Raw genomic sequence first — 22196 nt, forward strand, 5'->3', positions numbered from 1 at the left:
GGCGACCGTGACTGCTGCATGTCTGTCCGTTATGGCGGGCTGGCAGCGTGGCGGCTTCGTGATCGAGCGGGTGCTCTGGATCGCCGTCGGCGTCGTACTGGTTGTCGCCGCTCACCTGCTCCCTGCCCTGATCCGTTCGCATGGCCGGCGCATCCGTATTGTCGGCGCCCTGCTCTGGGTCGGCTGCATGGCGGCTACCTGCTACGGTCACGCGGTCTTTTTCCTCCTGGCTCAGAAGCATGCTGGTGAGGTCCGCGCCGCAGCAGTACCGGCAGTAGTCACGACTGGTCGCAGTCTCGCGGTAATCGCCGGTGACCGCGCGGTGATCGTCTCGCGACTGGCCCGCGTGACCGAGCGCCGCTGCGCTGAGCCGTGCCCGAGTCTGCGGATTGAGCGCGCGACGCTGTCGGCAAAGCTGGATGCGATCGATGCCGAAGCAGCGCAGGCGAAGCGTCAGGAAGTCGCTCAGGACCGCGCCGACGCCGCGCGCGCCGCTGCCGCCACCGATCCTGTGACTGGCACGCTGACCGCGTTCGGCATCCCGTCCGGTCGCGTCGATCTGCTCGCCGGTCTCGCTTTCGCGGCAGTACTCGAAGCAGTCGCGTGCTTCTGCTGGCTGCTCGCGCTGCGTCCGGTCGAAACGCTCAAACCCAATGCTGGCGCGGCAGTAACGGTAGTCACGGAAAACGGTAACGCCGTGACTGTCGAGCCGCCGCAGCCGAATCCGGTCGTGATCGAACCGCAGGACGACGTTACTCGCGTGCTCGACGAAATCGCCGCCGGGCGACTCCGCGCGACCGTGACCGAGATCCGCAAATACCTTGGCTGCTCGCAGACGCGCGCCTCGGAAGTCCGAAAACGCATTGTCGCGACCGGGTAACCGATGGCCGCTTACTACAACGAGATCGACCCATACGCCGCGCAGTGGCTGCGCAACCTGAACCATGAAGCGTGATTGTTCTGACTGCATACACAGCACGCGCGGCGAGTATCCGCTGTGTCGGCACCCGAGGAATCTTCGTGCCGACCTGTTTGGCGAATACCCCGTGTTCCGATTGGCCGAATCTCACAGGACGTTCGGCGGGGAAGATGAAGAACGAATGCCATCGATCTGCGGTAAGTCCGGACGATGGTTTGACAACGGCGAGACCTGAAAACTAGACATGCGATTTTTCACCGGCCTGCACCAACCGTCTGACGCGCAGCACTTCGACGCCGCGTTCATCAGCAAGAACCGGCTGGCGAAGCGCAAGTCAGGTTTCGCGGTCGGCGACTGGATCATGGACAGCGGCGCGTTCACGACGATCCTGACGCACGGCGGCTACCCGGAAGGCGTCGAGGTGTACGCGGCAGAGATCAAGCGCTGGTCGAAGAACGGAAATTTGCTGGCGGCCGTTGCACAGGATTTTATGTGCGAAGACCACATGCTGAAGATCACGGGCATGACGATCGAGCAACACCAGCAGCTCACGATCGAACGGTATGACGCGCTGGTGAAGTGCGACGTCGGCGGCGTCTACATCCTGCCGGTGTTGCAGGGCTACGCGCCAGAGGATTACGTGCGGCACATCGAGATGTACGGCGATCGCCTGAAGCACAGCGCGTGGGTTGGCGTCGGGTCAGTGTGTAAGCGCAATGGCGATCCGCGCGCGATCGAGCGGGTGCTGATGGCGATCAAGGCAGTGCGGCCGGACCTGCGCCTTCACGGGTTCGGATTGAAGTCGACGGCGCTGTCGTCGTGGCTCGTGCGGGAACTGCTGCACACCGCCGATTCGATGGCGTGGAGCTACTCGGCGCGCAAGCAGGGAAGAAACGGCAATGACTGGCGCGAAGCGAAGCGCTGGACCGAACGAATCAACAACCGGCCAGAGCCGGCGCAACGCGGACTTTTTACGGCGGAGGAATTGTGTCTGATGTGAAGTGCAAACAACCGGGTGAATGCATCGACTCCGCGAGCTGCGCGCTGATGCATGACTGCGCGATGACTGGGCCGCGCCTGACGGAACGCGTTCAGGTGGGATCGACGCTCTACGAGAAGGGCACGCTGGCATCGCTCGCAATCGAAGCAATCAAGCGCGCTAGCCGCCTGATCTGATCTACCGCAAGGACAACGACTATGACCACCTACCCAACACTCGATGCCAACCTGGCAACGCTCCGCAATGCCATCGAAGGCGGCGTAAAGGCCGACTCCATGCAGGGCCTGAAACTGATGGAACTCGTCGACGCAATCGGCGAGCAGTTCAAAAGCGAATTGGCTGACGTCGCAGCAGTGGCGCCAGCCGTCGATGCGGGAGCGCTGACGTTCGATCAGTGGTGGTCGGGAATCGCGAAGGTGTTCACGCTGGGCAGCTACGACGAAAACATCGTGTTGGCCGCGAAGATCCTCACCGAGAACGCAGCGCGACGAGCATGGGAGAGCGCATATCGGCGTGGCTTCATGGCCGGATGGAATGGAGAAGGAGAGGCGCTATCTATTCGCGCATCCGACGCGGCGGCAGGCGAGCCAGATTGGCGTGAACTGTGCCGCCGTCTGTACGTTGAACTGTTCCACTGCAATCAGCAGATGACGCAGCATCGCGACGAGAACGGCGACGCCGTCTGGACGGTCGGCGTCCTAGTGCTCAACGCCCTAAGAGACGCGAGGGCCGCGCTGGAATCCCACCCCGCCAGCGAGCCGAAAGCGCCTTACCTGCCGTGCCCGATCTGCAATGGCGTCGAGGGTTGCGACCACACTGTGCCAGAGCGCAAACGAGCCAGCGAGCCGAAAGCGCCCTATTACCTTATCGAGCGCCGCAATAGCACGCCAACAATATGGTGGAAAGGGCCTCGTTGGGGCGATTTCACAGACGAGTCTGCAAAGGCAACGCGTTACGGCAGCAGAGCGGCAGCAGAACGACAAATGCGGGTTTGGGATGACGATAGCCTGTTCGTCACTGAGCATCTGGACATGGCCAGCCGGCCGAAAGCGCTGACGGATGAGCAGCGCGAAGCGCTTAAGCATCTCGTCGCACGAGGCTCGACATTCCCGGATCACAACGGTAGCAAGGGCCCGGTTACTCGTGTTGACTATGTGCGGCTTCAGGTAGCGGCCAAGGTGCTGAGCGAACTTCTGCGCGAATCGGAGAAATCCAACCATGCCTAAGATCCTCGGCCTGATCCACAACTGCAAGGACTGCCCAAGCTATCAGTATTACAGCGGAGGCGCATACGAGTGCTCGCAGGTTCGCCAGCGCCTTCCGGCAAACGAAGCGATCCCCGCATGGTGTCCGCTTCCGGATCACCCAGCCGTGGCAATGGTCCAGCAAGCGAACCGCATCCGCGAGCTTGAGCGCCGTCTTACCAAGCCGGAACCCATCCGCGAACCCGGCTATGACATCCACGGAGACAGACTCGGATGACCCTCCTAGCCGCCATCCTAATCGCAACGGTCATGGTTTATGGGCCGCAATGGAAGTATGCAGAGGAGCAAGCATGATGAGTGACGCAACGAAACTTCTGCCGTGCCCGTTCTGCGGTGGACCTGTCGAACTGGAGCGATGCGGCGATACACGCGATCCGATTTTGGGCGTGCGTAAGTGGTGGGGTGTGACGTGCCGTAACACTATCAATCGAGGCGGCACATGCGCGATCGAACAGGTCCCCAGCGCCAGCGAAGAAGCTGCAATCGCGAGATGGAACCGACGCGCACCTATCGCTGCCAATGGCGCGGAGCCGGTGGCTGGGTCGCCTGCATTCGCTCTGCGCGGCCTGTACAAGCCAGCGATGGAGTATTTCATCGATGGCAAACCGTCCACGCCCGACGAATACATCGCATGGCAAGCCGGGATCATCGAGGCTGTCACGCGGGCGAAGTTGCCTGATCCGAAATACTACGGCGGCTCTGCCGAAGAAGGCGACCAGCACGAAGTGAAGTGTGCCTACGTGGACGGCTGGAACAACTGCCGAGCTTCGATCCTCGCCGCCCCTGTCGATAGCGCGATGGCGAAGGATGCTGAGCGGTATCGGTGGCTGCGAACTCAGGTCGCATATGAAGGCTCCAGCGAATGGACGATTTCAGTTTGGGGAAGATACGCATCGTTCGAAGAAGCGCTTGACGCCGCTATCGCCGCGCAGATCGCGGCATCCGCAGAGAAGGGAGATAAGGCATGACGGTCGACGTTCAATTCTGGCTCGCGGAGCTTGACCAACACGGCAATCCGAAGCTCGTCGATGGCGCGCACAGCGCACGCGAGGGCGCCGATAAGGCGGCGTATCTCTACCAGCAACTCGGCTTTGCCAGGGGCAAGCGTCTGGCCGTCGCGCGCGTCGAGTTGAGCGAGCCGACGCCCAGCAGCAAGGGCGTCAATCAGGAAGCGCTCGCAGCGTGCCAAGGGATGATCGCGGCCACGAAATCGGGAGATAAGGCATGAAGGTGCGACACATCGCAGCGCGCGCCTCGATGCTCTCGCGTCGCATTGCAGCCGCATTCGAGCAACCTTTCGACTGGCATCCCAGCTACATCGAAGGCGGATGGGACGATGACGAGCGGTATTACGACGACAGCTGGGACGATTTCGACGACGCATGCCCGCATGGGCGCCTGTACTGCGAAAACTGCGAAATCTGCGACGACGTGGACATCGACGTCGACACCTGCACACGCTGCGGACGCGCATTTGGCGTGCACGCTGGCTTGTCCGCATGGGATCGCGATCGGGAAGGCAGTGTCGCGCCGCAGCTTTGTCATCGATGCTGGCGTGATCAAGGGTATTCGTGGCCGGAGGCACTGACCGGAGGATGCGATGCCAATCAAGCCTGAGAACCGCGGCCGCTACCCGGCGAACTGGAAAGAGATCCGCGAGCGCATCTTGCGTCGGGCTCTGCACTGCTGCGAGCAATGCGACGCGCCCGACGGCGAGATCATAGTCCGCGGAAAAGGAAAGGACGCCGGCACGTACATGAACCACGAAGCGAAGGTATTCGACGCTGAGACGGGCGAATACCTTGGTCAGTGGCGCATGTCCGATTACGAGTGCAACGGGGATGGCGTGAAGATCGTGTTGACCATCGCGCATCTCGACCACGTTCCGGAGCATTGCGACGACAGCAATCTGAAGGCGCTGTGCCAGCGCTGTCACCTGGCATACGACGCCGAGCACCATCGCGCGAATGCTCAAGCAACGCGACGCGCGCGCAAAGCAATCGGCGATCTTTTCGAATCCCAAGGAGGTGCGGCGTGACGGTCTATGTCGACGACATGAAAGCGAAGTACGGTCGCATGGTCATGTGCCACATGATTGCGGATACCGACGAAGAGCTGCACGCGATGGCCGATCGGATCGGCGTCGCGCGCCGCTGGTGGCAGGCCCCGCCGAGGCACGACAGCCACTACGACATTGCGCTGAGCAAGCGCGCCGCAGCGATCGCCGCCGGCGCCGTCGAGATCACTTGGCGCCAGTGCGGGGCTATGAACATGCGGCGACGTATCACGGGCGAACTCGGGTCGCATGCAGATGCGATGGACTGGCAGACGAAGTATTTCGCGGCGCGCCGAGAAGCGAATCTTCAGGGGCAAACGATATGAGCATCCGCACGCTGATTGAGATCCGCCACGACCGGGGTCACTGCCGCACGAGAATCTGCACCCAACTCGCTACGGCTGCGACCGCAGTCGCGATGGCCGCCCACATCGCCCAACGTGCAGCATCACGCGAGGCACGGGCCGCCGCCAGAGCAGTGTCGAGCGCAACCTTTTGCCGCTCCATTTCTTTGCGATACAGCCAAGCCTGGACGACGGGAGTATTGCCTCCCCAGTTTCGCTCATCGTTCAGACCGCGTACCTCCGCTTCGTCCATTCCGTCCAGTTCGCGATACAGGGAAGCTTTGTTATCCACGGCACCTCCAAAAAACAGAAATCTAGCATGACCGAAACAGCACAACGAGTAATCGAAACAACGAGAAAACACTGGGGTGTCACATGGCAGCAGTCCTAGATCAACCGCTTGAATTGACCGAGACAGAGATTGTCCGGATGACAGGGTATAAGCGCCCGACGAAGCAGATCGAATCGCTGAAATCCCTTGGCATCCCCGCGCGCAAGCGCCCGGATAACAGCGTGCTCGTGCTGCGTGTGCACTGCCTCTATCCGATCGCATCGCCAGAGCGCATCGCCGCCGACAAACCAAAACTCAAACCCATCGCGCGCAAGAAATGAATCGTCGCCGCAAAACACATCGAGGCCTGCCGCGCCGCGTCCAGGCCAAGCACGGTGCGTACTATTTCTTCGCGCCGGCACCGACGCGCAACCCGTGGACGGGGAAGTTTCAGACGTGGATTCGTCTGTGCTCGATCGCCGATGGCGAGCCCGTCATGTATTCGAAGCTCGGCGAGCTGATGGGCGACAAGAAGCTCGTCGACGGCACTATGCCGAGCCTGTGCGCCGACTGGAAGGATCGGAAGCTCGATCGCTACAGCGACGAGGTGCAGAAGGAATATCGGCGCATGGCCGATGTGATCGCAACGGCTTTCGAGGATTACACCGTCGCCGATGTCACGACGAAGGATTGCGCCGACTTCCTGCGCGACAACTTCCGCTCGAAGCACAACACCGCGCAGAAGTACGCGAATGTGATGCGGAAGATTTTCAAGTTCGCGATCAGCGAGCGCGGATTCCGCCAGGACAACCCGTGCGATCAGCTCGACCTGACCGACTATCAAACGAAGCGTCGCGAAGTGCTTCCCGCTCACGAAGCGATCAAGGCTATTCGCGAGGCTGCGCTGATCGGTAAAGACGGGTTGCCGACCGAGTCGGGTCCGATGTTCCAGTGCATCGTCGACATGTCCTATCTGGTGTGGCAACGCGCAATCGACATCCGGACGCTACTTGAAACGCAGATCGACACGAACACGATTCGCTTCAAGCCATCGAAGACGGCCGGCACCAGCGGAAAGGTGCTCGACGTCGAGATCACGCCTCAGATCCGCGCGGTGATCGAGCGCGCGAAGGCGATCAAGAAGAAGTATCGAATCATCAGCCCATTCCTGTTCCCTACGCAGAAAGGCGGAGCGTATTCGAAGACGGGGCTGCACTCGATGTGGCGCCGCGCGAAAGAGCGCGCCAACGTGACCGACGGGATTCAGTTCAAGGATCTGCGCGCGCTGGGCGCTACGGACGCGGCGAAGGCCGGAAAGGACAGGGCAGAAATTCAGACGCGACTCGCCCACACGACGGGCAAAACGACCGAGATCTACATCAAGGAAGCCATACCCGAAAAGTCTGGACTGGACCTGAAATTGCCTTGGTGAGCGCTCTGAGTTTTAGACAAACGTCTAATATTCTGTCTAAAAACCACTGTACGGACGAACAGTACGCAGAAAAGAAAAAACCCGCGACAGCCTTAACTGACGCGGGTTTCATTCTGGTCGGGGCGAGAGGATTTGAACCTCCGACCACCTGCACCCCATGCAGGTACGCTACCAGGCTGCGCTACGCCCCGAAAGCGTGAAAGTATAACAGACACTTCACGCGAATAGAACTGCAACAATCGACAACCGCAATAAATTCTTCAGTGCCCGAGCAGGTCGATCACCTGCAACAACTCCTTGCGCAACTGATCGACGTCGACGTTAGCGGTGGTCGGCTGGACGACTGTGCCTTCGACTGCCTCGTCCTCGCCTTCCGGGCCCTGCACGGCGCCATGCGAATCGAGCCGGTTGCGCGCACCGTTGATCGTGAAACCCTGCTCGTACAACAACTCGCGGATTCGCCGGATCAGCAGCACTTCATGATGCTGATAGTAGCGCCGATTGCCCCGGCGCTTCACCGGACGCAACTGCGTGAACTCCTGCTCCCAGTACCGCAGCACATGTGGCTTCACGCCGCACAGTTCGCTGACTTCACCGATCGTGAAATAGCGCTTCGCGGGAATCGGAGGCAAGACGACTTTTTCCATCGTCGCTGTCATCGTCAGTTAGCGGTCGGTCAGACCGTCGTAGTGGTTGCGCGGACGCGCGATGCGATCAGCGCGCGAAAGTCTCTTCGGCGCCGTTCTCAACCAATGCCTTCAGCTTTTGACTTGCATGGAACGTCACGACGCGGCGCGCGGCGATAGGAATTGCCTCGCCCGTTTTCGGATTTCTGCCGGGACGCTGCGGCTTGTCGCGCAACTGGAAGTTGCCGAAGCCGGACAGCTTCACGCTGTCGCCGCTCTCCAGCGCGTCGCGAATCACCTCGAAGAACGCTTCGACCATGTCCTTCGCTTCCCGCTTGTTGAGCCCGACATTGTCGAACAGCAGCTCGGCAAGCTCAGCCTTGGTGAGCGTCGGTGCTTCGACCGACGCGGTGGAGGTCGATGAAGGAATATCGCGAATCATGGCGCTACGTTGCGCCGAAAGAAGGGCTTCGAAATCACTCGAGTTCATTTCATTCATATCTGTCAAATGGCGCGTCAACCACAACGGAACATGCGGAGCAACCGTTATCGGCTATCCGCGCAACCGGGCGCCATACACTCGAGCAAGACGATCCACCAAAGTCTGAATGGCCAAATCGACCGTTTCATCCTGAAGGGTCCCACCAGTATCTTGCAAGGTTACACGGAACGCAAGGCTTTTCTCGTGCGCCGCCAGCCCGCCGGAAGTATTTGATTTTGCACGAAATTCATCGAAGAGCGCAACCCTCTGAATGGTCTTGCATGCGTCTTCGGACAACGCCTTTTGCATCTCGTCGAAGAGCGCCTGGACCTCGATTTTCTGGTCCACGACGATCGCGATATCGCGCCGTACCGGTGGGAATTTCGATACTTCCGTCGGACTCGGCAGCGTGCGTTGCATCAACGCTTGTGCTTCGACTTCGAACAGGATCGGCGCATGCAGCAGATCGTACTTCTGCATCCAGCGCGGATGCAGTTCGCCGATCCATCCGATTGCGCAGCCATCGAGCTCGACACGCGCGCTGCGTCCCGGATGCAGCGCCGGATGCTCAGCCTTCACGAAACGGGCAACGGCAGGTGCAAGCAGCGCTTCGAGATCACCCTTCACATCGAAGAAATCGACGGCACGCGTTGCCGCGCCCCACTGCTCTTCGGCGACGGGACCATACGCGAGCGCGCCGATCATCTTCGGTTGCGCGAATCCTTCGACAGCGAGTTCACCGGCCTTGACGGAGGGGTCCTGCAGGAACACGCGGCCCGCTTCGAACACGCGGATACGATCCGCGCGACGGTTCAGATTATGGCGCAGCACGTTGATCAGGCTGCCGAACAGCGTCGTGCGCATCACCGACAACTGGCTCGCGATCGGATTCAGCAGACGCACCGGGTTGTCGTTGCCGGCGAAATCCTGCTCCCATTCGGCATCGACGAAGCTGAAGTTCACCGTTTCCGCGTAGTCGCGCGCGGCCAGCGCATGACGCAGCGCATGGATCGAACGCTGCGTCTCGTTCGTGTGGCGCATTTCGCTGCGCGCGACGGGCGGGTGCGCCGGAATCTTCTCGAAGCCGTAAATGCGCGCGACTTCTTCGATCAGGTCTTCTTCGATTTCGATATCGAAGCGATACGGCGGGGGCGTCACGAGGAAGTCGTCGCCTTCGCGCTCGAACGGCAAGCCGAGGCGCGTGAAGATCTGCGCGATCTCATCGGCGCCGATCGCAACGCCGATGATGCGGTTAGCGCGCGCGACCCGCATCTTGACGGGCTCACGCTTCGGCACATTGACGATCTGGTCGTCGACGGGACCGGCCTCGCCGCCGCAGATATCGAGGATCAGTTGCGTGATGCGCTCGATATGCTCGACGGTCGTCGCGTAATCGACGCCGCGTTCGAAGCGATGACCCGCGTCCGTCGAGAAGTTGTACCGGCGCGAGCGACCGCGAATGCTATCCGGCCACCAGAATGCCGCTTCGAGATAGATGTTCGTGGTATCGAGCGTGACGGCCGTGCTGTCGCCGCCCATGATGCCCGCGAGGCTTTCGATATGGCGGTCGTCGGCGATCACGCCGACCGTCTCGTCCACCTCGACCGTGTTGCCGTTCAGCAGCTTCAGCGACTCGCCGCGCTTGCCCCAGCGCACGTCCATGCTGCCGTGGATCTTGTCCAGATCGAACACGTGCGACGGACGGCCGAGCTCGAGCATCACATAGTTCGAGATGTCGACCAGCGCGGAAATGCTTCGTTGACCGGAACGTTCGAGGCGCTCGACCATCCACGCCGGCGACTTCGCGCGCGCATTGACGCCGCGGATCACGCGCCCGGAGAAACGGCCGCACAAATCCGGCGCCGAGATCTTCACGGGCAGCGATTCGTTCAGCTTCACTTCGACGGGCTTGATCTCCAGCGGACGCAGCGGTGCGCCCGTGATCGCAGCCGTCTCGCGCGCGACGCCGAACACCGACAGGCAATCGGCCTTGTTCGGCGTCAGCTTGATTTCGAAGACAGTGTCGTCGAGGTTCAGCGTTTCGCGGATATCCTGGCCAATCGGCGTATCTTCCGGCAGGATCAACAGGCCGCTATGATCGTCCGACAGCTTCAGTTCGCGCGCCGAGCACAGCATGCCCTCGCTCTGCACGCCACGCAGCTTCGACAGCTTGATCGCGAACGGCGCGCCGCCCTCTTCCGCGGGCGGCAACTGCGCGCCCACCAGCGCAACGGGCACCTTGATGCCGGGCGCCACGTTGGGTGCGCCGCACACGATGTTCAGCGTCGCGCCCGTGCCGGCGTCGACCTGACACACGTTGAGCTTGTCGGCGTCCGGGTGCTTGACGACTTCGAGCACGCGGCCCACCACGATCTTCGACGTCGGCGGCGCAGCGGGGCGCAGGTCTTCGACTTCGAGACCGGCCATCGTCAGGGCGTGCGACAACTCTTTCGTCGTCAGATGCGGATCGACAAAGGTTCTGAGCCAGGATTCCGGGAATTGCATGGTTCTGTACGTTCTAAACAGGTTGTGTCCGCATCCGGCCGATACGTCGGCACCGGGCCGGAGGCGCTGTCTGCGGCGGGGCAGTCATGATGCTGGACGCCGGGCCGCTCTCGTAGCGTGCTTAATGCTTGAGCCTGATGACGCTCGTGCGCAGGCTCTTGCCTGCGTCAGGCGAACTGGCGCAGGAAACGCAGGTCGTTTTCAAAGAACAGACGCAGGTCCTGAACACCATAGCGCAACATGGTCAGACGCTCGAGGCCGCTGCCAAACGCAAAGCCGATGTATCGCTCCGGGTCGAGGCCCATGTTGCGGACCACCGTCGGGTGAACCTGGCCCGAGCCCGAAATTTCGAGCCACTTGCCGGCGTTCTTGCCCTGCTCGAACATCATGTCGATCTCGGCGGACGGCTCGGTGAACGGGAAATACGAAGGACGGAAGCGCACGAGAATATCGTCGCGCTCGAAGAATTTCTTGAGGAAATCGGTGTAGACGCCCTTCAGGTCGGCGAAGCTGATGTTCTCGTCGATCCACAGGCCTTCCACCTGGTTGAACATCGGCGAGTGCGTCGCGTCGCTATCGACGCGGTACGTGCGGCCCGGCACGATCACCTTGATGGGCGGCGTATTGGTGCGCGCGTAGCGGACCTGCATCGGGCTGGTATGCGTGCGCAGCAGCAGCGGACGGCCTTCGGCGTCCTTGCCGTCGACGTAGAAGGTATCTTGCATCGAACGCGCCGGATGGTTCTCGGGGCTGTTCAGCGACGTGAAGTTGTACCAGTCGGTTTCGATTTCGGGGCCGTCTGCGACATCGAAGCCGATCGTGCGGAAGATCTGCTCGACGCGCTCCCACGTGTGCATCACGGGGTGCAGGCTGCCCGTGCCCGTGCCGCGGCCGGGCAGCGTGACGTCGATGGCTTCGGCGGCAAGACGCTGGTTCAGCAGCGCGTCGGCCAACGCCTGCCGGCGCGTCGTGAGCGCGGCTTCGACCTGCTGCTTGGCGATGTTGATCCGCGCGCCTTCCGTCTTGCGCGCTTCGGGATCGAGCTTGCCCAGCCCCTTCAACAGTTCCGTCAGGGCACCCGACTTGCCGAGAAAGCGTGCCTTCTCGTTTTCGAGCGTGGTGACGTCGGAGGCTTGTTCAAAGGCGCTTTGCGCGTCGGCGACAATCTGGTCCAGATCCATTGATCCCATCTTTTCAACGTCAGTATTCAATCGAAGTAAAACTGGCTCGACCAACAAAAAAGGGGCTCGGTGAGGAGCCCCGTTTTTGTTGCAGCGTCACCGGGACTACCGGACTGTTCGCTGCAACGAACCACGCAGTACTAGATGCTAACAGCGCAATCAGGCTGCAACGGCGGCCTTCACCTGCTTGACGATCGCAGCAAAAGCAGCCTTGTCGAACACAGCCATGTCGGCCAGCACCTTGCGGTCGAGTTCGATCGACGCCTTCTTCAGGCCGTTGATGAACACGCTGTACGTCATGTCGTGCTGACGCACCGCCGCGTTGATACGCGTGATCCACAGTGCGCGGAACACACGCTTCTTGTTGCGGCGATCGCGGTAGGCGTACTGGCCTGCGCGCATGACCGCCTGCTTGGCGATGCGATAGACGTTATTGCGGCGGCCGCGGTAGCCCTTGGCCAGGTTGATGATCTTCTTGTGGCGGGCCCGTGCGGTAACCCCACGTTTGACTCGAGGCATGTTTCGCTCCTATGAGTGTCGGTTAAGGGGTTAGGCGAACGGCAGCATCGCGCGTACGGAGTTCAGATCAGCATCATGAACTGCCGTGGCGCCGCGCAGGTGACGCTTGTTCTTGGTGGTCTTCTTGGTAAGAATGTGGCGCTTGAAGGCTTGACCGCGCTTGACGGTACCGCCCGGACGAACCACAAAGCGCTTTGCAGCGCTCTTCTTGGTCTTCATCTTCGGCATGACAGACAACTCCATTATTTGATGGACATGGGTGTGCGGTCGGCTCAGAAAGCCCTCACCCGCCCTTCGAAACCCACTCCACTTGGTATGCAGCAAGCCTGAACCACTGGCCACTGCTTTTCGGGAAAGACGCCCGCTGTACAACAAAATGCGGTTGGCTTTCCGAAACCTGCTTCGTTGCCGTCCTACTGAAACGGCCCACTGACTCTCAAACTTTCCAACCTTTCGACAAACGCGCTGCGCATGTTCAGATGCGCAGCGGACGTCTGCTTACTTCTTTTTCTTCGGCGCCAGCACCATGATCATCTGACGACCTTCCATCTTGGGCATTTGCTCGACCTGACCGACTTCATCCAGATCGGTACGCAGACGTTCGAGCATGCGCATGCCGATTTCCTGGTGAGCCATTTCGCGGCCACGGAAACGCAACGTGATTTTCGTCTTGTCGCCATCTTCGAGGAAGCGGACAAGGTTACGCAGCTTGACGTTGTAGTCACCGTCATCCGTGCCGGGGCGGAATTTGACTTCCTTGACCTGGATGACCTTCTGCTTGAGCTTGGCCTCGTGCTGCTTCTTCGCTTCCTGGTACTTGAACTTGCCGTAGTCCATCAGGCGGCAGACAGGCGGAACCGCTTGCGGCGCGATTTCGACCAGATCCACATCCTGCTGTTCCGACAAGCGGAAAGCTTCAGCGAGTTTTACGATGCCGAGCGGTTCGTTGTCGACTCCGACCAGACGCACTTCAGGCGCAGTGATTTCACCGTTGATGCGATGCGACGACTTATCAGTAGCGATGTTACGTTTCCTCTAAAGATTAAAAAACGAGCCGCGCTGCCAGGTGGTTTAGTTGAACGTCTGTACGTCCTGACGCAGACGCTCGCTGAAGGCATCGACGGACATCACGCCCAGATCGACACCGCCACGGGCACGCACGGCTACCGTTTGTGCATCACGCTCCTTGTCGCCGACGACCAACAAATACGGCACCTTTTCAAGCGTGTGCTCGCGTATTTTATAGCTAATCTTCTCATTGCGCAAATCGGCTTCCACTCTAACCCCTTGTTTTTGCAACGATTGAGCTAGAGATTGGGCGTATTCCGCCTGACTTTCAGCGATATTCATCACCACAACCTGCATCGGCGCCAGCCATACAGGCATTGCACCAGCATGGTGCTCGATCAGAATACCGAGGAAGCGCTCCATTGATCCGACGATTGCCCGGTGCAGCATGATAGGCCGGCGGCGGCTGTTGTCTTCTGCCACGTACTCGGCGCCCAGACGCTCCGGCAGGACCATGTCGAGCTGCAGCGTGCCGCACTGCCACGAGCGGCCGAGCGCGTCCTTGATGTGATATTCGACCTTCGGACCGTAGAACGCGCCCTCGCCAGGCAATTCTTCCCACGTCACGCCGCAGGCGGTCAGCGCGTCACGCAGACCCTGCTCGGCGCGATCCCAGATTTCGTCCGTGCCCGCGCGCGCATCGGGGCGCAGCGACAGCTTGATCTCGACATTGTCGAAGCCGAAATCCTTATAGACGCTCATTGCCAGCGTGTTGAACGCAATCGATTCGCTGATGAACTGGTCTTCCGTACAGAAGATGTGCGCATCGTCTTGGACAAATCCGCGCACGCGCATCAGACCATGCAGTGCGCCCGACGACTCGTTGCGATGGCACGAACCGAACTCCGCATAACGCAGCGGCAGATCGCGATACGAGCGCAAGCCGTGATTGAACACCTGCACGTGCCCCGGGCAGTTCATCGGCTTGATCGCGTAGTCGCGCTTTTCCGACTCGGTCGTGAACATGTTTTCACGATAGTTCTGCCAGTGACCCGACGCTTCCCACAGCGAGCGGTCCATGATCATCGGCGTCTTGATCTCGAGATAGCCCGCTTGGTTCACGCGACGGCGCATGTACTGCTCGACCTGCTGCCACAGCGTCCAGCCGCGCGGATGCCAGAACACCATACCCGGCGACTCGTCCTGCATGTGGAACAGGTCCAGTTGCTTGCCGAGCTTGCGGTGATCGCGCTTTTCCGCCTCTTCCAGCATGTGCAGATACGCGTCCTGGTCTTCCTTCTTCGTCCAGGCCGTGCCGTAGATACGCTGCAACTGCTCGTTCTTCGAGTCGCCGCGCCAGTACGCACCGGCGACCTTCATCAGCTTGAAGACCTTCAGCTTGCCCGTCGAGGGCACGTGCGGGCCGCGGCACAGGTCCGTGAAGCCGCCGTGCGCGTACAGCTTGATTTCATCGCTGGCGGGAATCGATTCGATGATCTCGGCCTTGTACTTTTCGCCGATGCTCTTGAAGTACTCGACGGCCTCATCGCGCGACACGACGCGGCGCGACACCGGCTCGTCTTTCTTTGCGAGCTCCTGCATGCGCTTTTCGATCTTCTCGAGATCTTCGGGCGTGAAGGGACGGCTGTACGAAAAGTCGTAGTAGAAGCCATTGTCGATCACCGGCCCGATCGTCACCTGCGCTTCCGGGAAGAGATCCTTCACCGCGTAAGCGAGCAGGTGCGCCGTCGAGTGGCGAATGATGTCGAGACCGTCTGCGTCCTTGTCCGTGACAATCGCGAGCGACACGTCGTGGTCGATCAGCGCGGACGTATCGACCAGTTCGCCGTCGATCTTGCCGCCGAGCGCAGCCTTCGCGAGACCGGGGCCAATCGATGCAGCCACTTCGGCGACAGTCACGGGGTGCTCGTACTGTCGAACGGAACCATCGGGCAGTCGTATCGAAACCATTGCGTTCTCCGTAATGCCGGCAGGCGGCGGCACATGCAACAAGCGCTAAAGACAAAAAAAATGCGGCCCCGCTTTCGAGGGGCCGCATTCACATTTCTGCAAACTACTGCAAACAACAAGGGCGAAAGTGGTCCTCGACTAGCGTCGCTCCGAAACAGTTCCGGTCAACGTTCGCGGTGTCATAACCATGTTCGCCTGATTCGCTCTTTACGCCGAAGCGTTCATTGCTACTCGCGTTTGCGAAACCTCGGCAAGCCGAAGTTTCAGATTCGTTGGTAGGCTCGATTGGACTCGAACCAACGACCCCCACCATGTCAAGGTGGTGCTCTAACCAGCTGAGCTACGAGCCTAGAGAAACGAGATTATATGGAGCACGGAGAAAGTTGGCAAGCGTTTTTATGCATCGGCATCAAAATTCTCTGCACGTGCGCGCGCACGGCAATAGGCGTCACGAGCGCATTGCCAACGCTTTACTTGCGCGTTGCCCTGACGACACCCGCCACTTCACCCAGCATCGCGCACGCGCGCTGGATCTGCGCGGCACTCGACACTTCCACGGTGAACTGCATGAACGCCGCGTTGCGCCGTGACTGCGACTTCACGCCGATCACGTTCATCTTCTCGCGCGCAAACACTTCGGAAATGTCGCGCAGCAAGCCCTGCCGGTCGGTTGCCTCGATCGACAGGTCGACGGGATACACCGACTTGCCGCGCCCGCTCATCACATCGGCGGACCACGCGGTTTGCAGCACGCGCTCTGGCGCGCGCTCTGCCATGCGCCGGAACGTCGGGCAGTCACTGCGATGAATCGACATGCCTTTTCCGCGCGTCACGAAACCGGCGATGTCATCGGGCGGCGCGGGACGACAGCAGCGCGCGAGCTGCGTCAGCAGCGCATCGACGCCGACGACGAGCACGCCCGTCGACGCGCCATGCGCGACGCTCGCGCCGCTGCTGCGCTTCTCGAACTGCTCGGGCGCCTCGACGACAGGCTCGGCGGGCGGCGCATCGCTCAACGCCTGTTCGACGAGCCGCAAGCTGAACTCTTCCTTGCCGACCACCGAGAACAGATCCTCGGGCGACTTGAAGCCAAGCTTCGCCGCCAACTGATCGAGACTGACGGACGTTTTGCCTTCGCGCTGCAAGGTCTTTTCGACCATCGCGCGCCCGGTGGTGACGTTCTCCTGCGCTTCGACGGCATTGAACCACGCGCGCACCTTTTGGCGCGCGCGGCTGCTTTGCAGGTAGCCGAGTTGCGGATTGAGCCAGTCGCGCGACGGCCCGCCCTCCTTGACGGCGACGATCTCGACCGTCTGCCCGTTTTGCAAATGCGTATTCAACGGCACCATCGCGCCATCGACGCGCGCCCCGCGGCAACGATGCCCCAGTTCGCTATGCAGGTGATACGCGAAGTCGAGCGGCGTCGAGCCCTGCGGCAACGGAATCACGCGTGCCTGCGGCGTGAGCGTGTAAATGTGGTCGTCGTCGAACGTCGCCTGGCGCAACTGCTCCCATGGCTTTGCGGCGCCCTTATCGCCGTGCTTGCCTTCGGACACATCGTCCTTCCACGCAAGCAGTTGACGCAGCCACGCAATCTTCTCGTCGTATTTCTCGCTGGCGCTGAACTGGCCGCCATAGCCGCGCGTGCCGGCTTCCTTGTAGCGCCAGTGCGCGGCCACGCCATATTCGGCGAACCGATGCATCTCCTGCGTGCGGATCTGCACTTCGAACGCGCGGCCATCGTCGCCGATCACAACCGTATGCAGCGACTTGTAGCCGTTCGGCTTGGGCCGCGAGATGTAGTCGTCGAACTCCCTCGGCACCGGCTGCCACAGGTTGTGCACGATGCCGAGCACCGTGTAGCAATCCTTGATGTCGGGCACGATCACGCGAAACGCGCGCACGTCGTAAAGCTCGGAAAAGTCGAGCTCTTTGCCGCGCATCTTGCGCCAGATACTGTAGATGTGCTTCGGCCGGCCGCTCACTTCGGCCTCGATGTGCGCGGCCGCCAACTCCCGCTGCAGCTGTGCGATCGCTTCGGCGACATAGGTTTCGCGTTCGACGCGCTTCTCGTCGAGCAGCTTCGCGATGCGCTTATAGGTCTGCGGCTCTTCGAAGCGGAACGCGAGATCTTCGAGCTCCCACTTCAGTTGCCAGATGCCGAGGCGATTCGCGAGCGGCGCGTAGATGTCGAGCGTCTCGCGCGCCACGTCGGGCGACGGCGTGATCTTCGCCGCCGCGTAATAGCGCATCGATTGCAGCCGCGACGCGAGCCTGATCAGCACGACGCGAATGTCCTGCGCGAACGCGAGCAGCATCTTGCGCAGCGCTTCGACCTGCGCGCGGCGCGCGGCCTGCGCGTCGCGGCCCGCCTCGGGCATCGCGTTCTGCGCGGCGCGCATACTCACGGTGCCGAGGCGCAACAGCTTGCGCACGTCGCTCACCAGTTGTGCGACTTCCTCGCCGAAGTTGTCGGCGATGGTCTGCTCCGGGTTCGCGAGATGCGGCGTCAGCGAGAACAGCGCCGCCGCCAGCACGGCCGGCGGATCGACGTTGAGCGTGCGCATGATGGAAGCCGTACCCGCCGCATGATCGGCGAGCAACTCACCCGACGACAGCCGCGCGTCACGCGCGTGCTCGCGCACGAACGCAAGCGCGTCGTCAAAGGACGGCGTCGGGTTCGGAGCGGTCGTGACGGTGTCGCTATTCATCGTGCAGCGGGCCCGCGGCTCGCGCGGGCGAATGAGGCCAATGCAAATGCGTGAAACGTATGTCGCGTATGTTGCGCGTATCTCGCGTGTATGGCCCGCATCAATTGCGCTGGGCGGCGACCACGACCACTTCGACGAGGCACTTCGGATTCGCGAGCTTCGCTTCGACGGTTGCGCGCGGCGGCGTGTTGCCTTGCGCGACCCAGTCATCCCACACGGCGTTCATGCCGGCGAAGTCCGCCATATCCGCGATGTAGATCTGCACCGAAAGCAGATGCGCCTTGTCGCTGTTGACTTCACCGAGCAAACGGTCGATGTGGCCGAGCACTTCGCGCATTTGACCGGCGATGTCCTGATCGGTCTCTTCGGCGATCTGGCCAGCCAGATAGACCGTGCCGTTATGCACAGCGGTTTCCGAAAGGCGCTTGCCGACGTGATGACGAATGACTGACATGAAATTTCCTGTCCGTTGTGAATGAAGAATGAAACGACGCCATGCGATGTTCGTTTTGCGCGCACTATGCGCAGATCGCGATCGAACAGCGATCGATCTACGCCCGCGCACCAATCTCATATTATGACGCGTCGGTGCTATTCCCGATGAAGAACCGCTTCGCAATATCGATCTGATCGGCGGAAAGAAAGGCCGGTGCATGGCCTACGCCGGGGATTTCGACGCTGGACACGTTGTGCCCCTTCTCGATCATCTTCGCGACGGTTTCGCGCGACAGCAGGTCCGATTGCTCGCCGCGCACGATGAGCACGGGCCCTTCGAACGAAGCAAGCGACTGCCACAACGCCGCCTCGCCGAGTGCCGCCAGTTCGGGCGTGGTTTGCGTGAACGGCTCCGCGATGCGCGGATCGTAGCGAAAACGCCAGGCGCCATCGCGCTCGTGCACGAGAGGCGTGTTGATCTCGCGCCATTCGTCCGAAGTCAGCGGCCCGAACGATTGTGCGAGCAACGCGGCGTGATCGATCGCCTCCTGCTGTGTGGCGAACGACACCGGCTGCCCGAGATAGCTGCCGATGCGCTCGATGGCGACCGGTTCCACATGCGGACCGACATCGTTGACAACCATCTTGCGTATCGGCGAGTCCTTCAGCCCGGCGAACGCCATGCCGATCAGCCCGCCCATCGACGTGCCGAACCAGTCGACTGTCTCGACGCCGAGCCGCGCGATCAGCGTGACCATATCGCCGACGTATTGCGGGATGCCATAGTAAATGGGGTTGGCGAGCCACGAAGACAAGCCACGCCCGACCACATCCGGACACACGACGCGATACACCGGCGACAGCGCCGCCGCGAGCCGGTCGAAGTCGCGGCCGGAACGCGTCAGCCCATGCACGCACACGAGCACGCGAGGGTTATCGGGTGCGCCCCATTCGGTGTACGCGATGCGATGCAGCCCCGCAGGACTCGCGCATTGCACATAGCGCTGACGGGGCACGGTGGTGTCGACAACGGGCGAAACGGCGACGGGCGTGGCGGTCATCAGAGTTCCCTCGATCGAAAGGCTGCAGCGTGCATGAAAGACGCACGGAATACGACCGATTCTAAACCGCTTCGTCTCGCGCGCTCATCGGCATGAAGGCATAGGACGGAAGCACAAGCCAGCAAGCGCGGGCCTCGAGGCATAAGGAAAAAAGAAGCGGGCGCGACTTGCATCGCGCCCGCTTCCCGACCACCGCTTTCGACGCAAGGTCGAACGAAGAGACTCAGCTCACTGCGCTCGTATCGAGCGGCGCGCCCGTCTTCGCCTTGATCTCGTCGACGGTCACACCGTCAGCCAGCTCGACCAGTTTCAGGCCGCCATCGACCACGTCGATCACGCCCAGGTCCGTGATGATGCGATCGACCACGCCGACGCCCGTCAGCGGCAGCGTGCATTCTTCGAGGATCTTGTGCTGGTCGCCCTTCGCGACGTGCTCCATCAGCACGACGACGCGCTTGACGCCCGCCACCAGATCCATCGCGCCGCCCATGCCCTTGATCATCTTGCCGGGGATCATCCAGTTCGCCAGATCGCCCTTCTTGCTGATCTGCATGGCGCCGAGGATCGCCAGGTTGATGTGGCCGCCGCGAATCATCGCGAACGAATCGGCCGACGAGAAAATCGACGAGCCCGGCAGCGTCGTCACCGTCTGCTTGCCGGCGTTGATCAGGTCAGCGTCCACTTCTTCTTCGTACGGCGACGGGCCGATACCGAGCAGGCCGTTTTCCGACTGCAGCCACACTTCCATGCCCGCGGGCACGTGGTTGGCGACGAGCGTCGGCAGACCGATGCCGAGGTTCACATAGAAGCCGTCTTGCAGTTCCTGTGCCGCGCGCGCGGCCATCTGGTCACGATTCCAAGCCATGTTTACTCTCCTTTCGCGCGGACGATGCGTTGTTCGATGCGTTTTTCCGGGTGTGCGTTGAGCACGAGACGCTGCACGAAGATACCCGGCGTGTGGATCGCATCCGGATCGAGTTCGCCCGTCTCGACGATCTCTTCGACTTCCGCGACCGTGATCTTGCCCGCCATCGCGCACATCGGATTGAAGTTGCGCGCAGTGCGGCGATAGATCAGGTTGCCCGACTTGTCGGCCTTCCACGCCTTGACGAGCGCAACGTCGGCCGTCAGCGACGGTTCGAGCACATAGTGGTTCTCGCCGAACTGGCGCGTCTCCTTGCCTTCCGCGATGATCGTGCCGTAGCCCGTGTTCGTGTAGAACGCCGGAATGCCCGAGCCGCCCGCGCGCAGCTTTTCGGCGAGCGTGCCTTGCGGCGTGAATTCCAGCTCGAGTTCGCCCGCCAGATACTGGCGCTCGAATTCCTTGTTCTCGCCGACGTACGACGAGATCATCTTCCTGATCTGGCGCGTTTCCAGCAGCAGGCCGAGGCCGAAGCCGTCGACGCCCGCGTTGTTGCTGATGCAGGTGATGCCCTTCACGCCGGAGTCGCGCAGGGCGGCGATCAGCGCTTCAGGAATGCCGCACAGCCCAAAGCCGCCGACGGCGAATGTCTGCCCGTCCTTGACGATGCCTTCGAGCGCGGCAGCCGCGCTTGCGTAGACTTTATTCATCAGTGTGTCCCTTCCTTGATTGGATACCCGAAATTGGGATCGATGCGACGCCGTTCCTGTGTCGACTCGCGCCCGCTCCTGCTCGCCCGTGCGCTTGCATGAGCCGGCTGCCGGGGCGCTGCGGGCACAGCCCGAAACGTCATTCTAGTCATCTGCGGCGAACGGTGGCGCGATGCGGACAAAACCTCGCCGCGCCAGCCGCGCATCTTGTGATGTGCCGAAAGGGTACGATGCGGCGCTGTTGCGGCACAATACGCAAAAATACATAAGTAGTCGCACCCTCTGATTTCATGCCCGAACTGGATTACCAAACCGCTTTTCACCTTGCGCCGATCGGCCTCGTGCTGTCGCGCGAGCGGATCATCGAAGACTGCAACGAGCAGGTCGCCGCCATCTTCCGCCGTTCGCGCGAGTCGTTGTTGGGGCAATCGTTCGCGGTGCTGTATCCGTCGCCGGATGAATTCGAGCGCATCGGCGAGCGCATCCCGCCCATCATGACGGCGCAAGGCAGCTACGCCGACGACCGCATCATGAAGCGCGCGAACGGCGAGCTGTTCTGGTGCCATGTGACGGGGCGCTCGCTCGATCTTTCGGTGCCGCATGCAGCGGGCGTCTGGACCTTCGAGGATCTGAGCGCGACGCGGCGCGTCGCCGTCGAGCTGACGCCGCGCGAGCGCGAGATCGCCGCGCAGCTGGTGACGGGGAAAACGAGCAAGCAGATCGGCCGGATTCTCGACATCAGCTCGCGGACAGTGGACGTCTACCGCGCGCGGCTGATGCGCAAATACGGCACGGGCAACGCGACTGAACTGCTGCAGCGCCTGCTCGGCAATTGACTT

The 22196-nt window shown here is 61.4% G+C and carries 26 protein-coding genes, 2 tRNA genes and 1 pseudogene; 13 read left to right on the plus strand and 16 right to left on the minus strand.

Going from position 1 to position 22196, the window contains the following annotated elements:
- Positions 1–31 precede the first annotated feature (31 nt).
- From GCT13_RS08410 to GCT13_RS08450, 10 genes and pseudogenes are all read left to right on the plus strand, one after another.
- Positions 32–880 (plus strand): hypothetical protein, encoded by an 849-nt coding sequence (locus tag GCT13_RS08410; RefSeq protein ID WP_321574255.1) that lies wholly within the window; start codon positions 32–34, stop codon positions 878–880.
- A gap of 283 nt (positions 881–1163) precedes the next feature.
- Entirely contained in the window at positions 1164–1919 is a 756-nt protein-coding gene (locus GCT13_RS08415) for a deazapurine DNA modification protein DpdA family protein (protein WP_152756869.1), read from the plus strand.
- 197 nt (positions 1920–2116) lie between these two features.
- Complete coding sequence (locus GCT13_RS08420) at positions 2117–3145, plus strand: hypothetical protein (protein ID WP_152756871.1); 1029 nt, start codon at positions 2117–2119, stop codon at positions 3143–3145.
- A complete protein-coding gene (locus GCT13_RS08425; RefSeq protein WP_152756873.1) occupies positions 3138–3401 on the plus strand; it encodes a hypothetical protein in 264 nt (87 codons plus the stop codon). Before GCT13_RS08420 ends, GCT13_RS08425 begins: the two co-directional genes overlap by 8 nt.
- A gap of 76 nt (positions 3402–3477) precedes the next feature.
- Positions 3478–3678: pseudogene (locus tag GCT13_RS51145) on the plus strand (hypothetical protein); the annotation flags it as partial.
- Positions 3679–3765: 87 nt separating this feature from the next.
- Positions 3766–4152 (plus strand): hypothetical protein, encoded by a 387-nt coding sequence (locus GCT13_RS49120; RefSeq protein WP_227746775.1) that lies wholly within the window; start codon positions 3766–3768, stop codon positions 4150–4152.
- Positions 4149–4412, plus strand: coding sequence for a hypothetical protein (locus tag GCT13_RS08435; RefSeq protein WP_152756877.1), 264 nt, complete (start codon positions 4149–4151; stop codon positions 4410–4412). Before GCT13_RS49120 ends, GCT13_RS08435 begins: the two co-directional genes overlap by 4 nt.
- Positions 4409–4801, plus strand: coding sequence for a hypothetical protein (locus tag GCT13_RS08440; protein ID WP_152756879.1), 393 nt, complete (start codon positions 4409–4411; stop codon positions 4799–4801). Before GCT13_RS08435 ends, GCT13_RS08440 begins: the two co-directional genes overlap by 4 nt.
- A complete protein-coding gene (locus tag GCT13_RS08445; protein WP_152756881.1) occupies positions 4785–5222 on the plus strand; it encodes a hypothetical protein in 438 nt (145 codons plus the stop codon). The genes GCT13_RS08440 and GCT13_RS08445 overlap by 17 nt, the downstream gene beginning before the upstream one ends.
- Positions 5219–5566 carry a DUF4031 domain-containing protein gene (locus tag GCT13_RS08450; RefSeq protein ID WP_321574256.1) on the plus strand — a complete coding sequence of 116 codons (348 nt, stop codon included), beginning with the start codon at positions 5219–5221 and terminating at the stop codon, positions 5564–5566. The genes GCT13_RS08445 and GCT13_RS08450 overlap by 4 nt, the downstream gene beginning before the upstream one ends.
- A gap of 37 nt (positions 5567–5603) precedes the next feature.
- On the opposite strand, the gene GCT13_RS08455 is transcribed toward GCT13_RS08450, so the two are convergent.
- Positions 5604–5876 carry a hypothetical protein gene (locus GCT13_RS08455; RefSeq protein ID WP_152756883.1) on the minus strand — a complete coding sequence of 91 codons (273 nt, stop codon included), beginning with the start codon at positions 5874–5876 and terminating at the stop codon, positions 5604–5606.
- Between the two features lie 83 nt (positions 5877–5959).
- On the opposite strand from GCT13_RS08455, the gene GCT13_RS08460 reads away from it, so the two are divergent.
- Positions 5960–6196 (plus strand): DUF4224 domain-containing protein, encoded by a 237-nt coding sequence (locus tag GCT13_RS08460; RefSeq protein ID WP_152756885.1) that lies wholly within the window; start codon positions 5960–5962, stop codon positions 6194–6196.
- Entirely contained in the window at positions 6193–7287 is a 1095-nt protein-coding gene (locus GCT13_RS08465; RefSeq protein ID WP_152756887.1) for a tyrosine-type recombinase/integrase, read from the plus strand. Before GCT13_RS08460 ends, GCT13_RS08465 begins: the two co-directional genes overlap by 4 nt.
- 114 nt (positions 7288–7401) lie before the next feature.
- Here GCT13_RS08465 and GCT13_RS08470 read toward each other — a convergent pair.
- The 15 genes from GCT13_RS08470 to GCT13_RS08540 form a co-directional block, all read right to left on the minus strand.
- Positions 7402–7478, minus strand: a tRNA-Pro gene (locus GCT13_RS08470).
- 69 nt (positions 7479–7547) lie between these two features.
- Positions 7548–7946 carry a MerR family transcriptional regulator gene (locus GCT13_RS08475; RefSeq protein ID WP_193727610.1) on the minus strand — a complete coding sequence of 133 codons (399 nt, stop codon included), beginning with the start codon at positions 7944–7946 and terminating at the stop codon, positions 7548–7550.
- A 55-nt stretch (positions 7947–8001) separates the two neighbouring features.
- Positions 8002–8412, minus strand: a complete 411-nt coding sequence (locus tag GCT13_RS08480; RefSeq protein WP_152757291.1) for an integration host factor subunit alpha — start codon at positions 8410–8412, stop codon at positions 8002–8004.
- A gap of 54 nt (positions 8413–8466) precedes the next feature.
- Positions 8467–10899 carry a phenylalanine--tRNA ligase subunit beta gene (gene pheT / locus GCT13_RS08485; RefSeq protein ID WP_152756891.1) on the minus strand — a complete coding sequence of 811 codons (2433 nt, stop codon included), beginning with the start codon at positions 10897–10899 and terminating at the stop codon, positions 8467–8469.
- 167 nt (positions 10900–11066) lie between these two features.
- Positions 11067–12080, minus strand: coding sequence for a phenylalanine--tRNA ligase subunit alpha (gene pheS / locus GCT13_RS08490; protein ID WP_193727611.1), 1014 nt, complete (start codon positions 12078–12080; stop codon positions 11067–11069).
- 159 nt (positions 12081–12239) lie between these two features.
- Positions 12240–12599 carry a 50S ribosomal protein L20 gene (gene rplT, locus GCT13_RS08495; protein ID WP_004192938.1) on the minus strand — a complete coding sequence of 120 codons (360 nt, stop codon included), beginning with the start codon at positions 12597–12599 and terminating at the stop codon, positions 12240–12242.
- Positions 12600–12629: 30 nt separating this feature from the next.
- Positions 12630–12827 (minus strand): 50S ribosomal protein L35, encoded by a 198-nt coding sequence (rpmI, locus tag GCT13_RS08500; RefSeq protein ID WP_090872017.1) that lies wholly within the window; start codon positions 12825–12827, stop codon positions 12630–12632.
- A 270-nt stretch (positions 12828–13097) separates the two neighbouring features.
- Positions 13098–13622, minus strand: coding sequence for a translation initiation factor IF-3 (infC, locus tag GCT13_RS08505; protein WP_081767593.1), 525 nt, complete (start codon positions 13620–13622; stop codon positions 13098–13100).
- 48 nt (positions 13623–13670) lie between these two features.
- Complete coding sequence (thrS, locus tag GCT13_RS08510; RefSeq protein ID WP_152756895.1) at positions 13671–15578, minus strand: threonine--tRNA ligase; 1908 nt, start codon at positions 15576–15578, stop codon at positions 13671–13673.
- A gap of 273 nt (positions 15579–15851) precedes the next feature.
- Positions 15852–15928, minus strand: a tRNA-Val gene (locus tag GCT13_RS08515).
- A gap of 120 nt (positions 15929–16048) precedes the next feature.
- A complete protein-coding gene (locus GCT13_RS08520; RefSeq protein WP_152756897.1) occupies positions 16049–18289 on the minus strand; it encodes a RelA/SpoT family protein in 2241 nt (746 codons plus the stop codon).
- Between the two features lie 100 nt (positions 18290–18389).
- Positions 18390–18743: a RidA family protein gene (locus GCT13_RS08525; protein ID WP_152756899.1), complete on the minus strand. Its 354-nt coding sequence runs from the start codon at positions 18741–18743 to the stop codon at positions 18390–18392.
- A gap of 121 nt (positions 18744–18864) precedes the next feature.
- Positions 18865–19785 (minus strand): alpha/beta fold hydrolase, encoded by a 921-nt coding sequence (locus GCT13_RS08530; RefSeq protein WP_152756901.1) that lies wholly within the window; start codon positions 19783–19785, stop codon positions 18865–18867.
- A gap of 223 nt (positions 19786–20008) precedes the next feature.
- Entirely contained in the window at positions 20009–20650 is a 642-nt protein-coding gene (locus tag GCT13_RS08535) for a CoA transferase subunit B (protein WP_152756903.1), read from the minus strand.
- Between the two features lie 2 nt (positions 20651–20652).
- Positions 20653–21357, minus strand: coding sequence for a CoA transferase subunit A (locus tag GCT13_RS08540; protein ID WP_152756905.1), 705 nt, complete (start codon positions 21355–21357; stop codon positions 20653–20655).
- A gap of 290 nt (positions 21358–21647) precedes the next feature.
- On the opposite strand from GCT13_RS08540, the gene GCT13_RS08545 reads away from it, so the two are divergent.
- On the plus strand, positions 21648–22193 hold the full coding sequence (locus GCT13_RS08545) for a PAS and helix-turn-helix domain-containing protein (RefSeq protein WP_152756906.1): 546 nt from the start codon (positions 21648–21650) through the stop codon (positions 22191–22193).
- The last annotated feature ends 3 nt before the right edge of the window (positions 22194–22196 follow it).

Source organism: Paraburkholderia franconis (assembly GCF_009362735.1).
GTDB lineage: Bacteria > Pseudomonadota > Gammaproteobacteria > Burkholderiales > Burkholderiaceae > Paraburkholderia > Paraburkholderia franconis.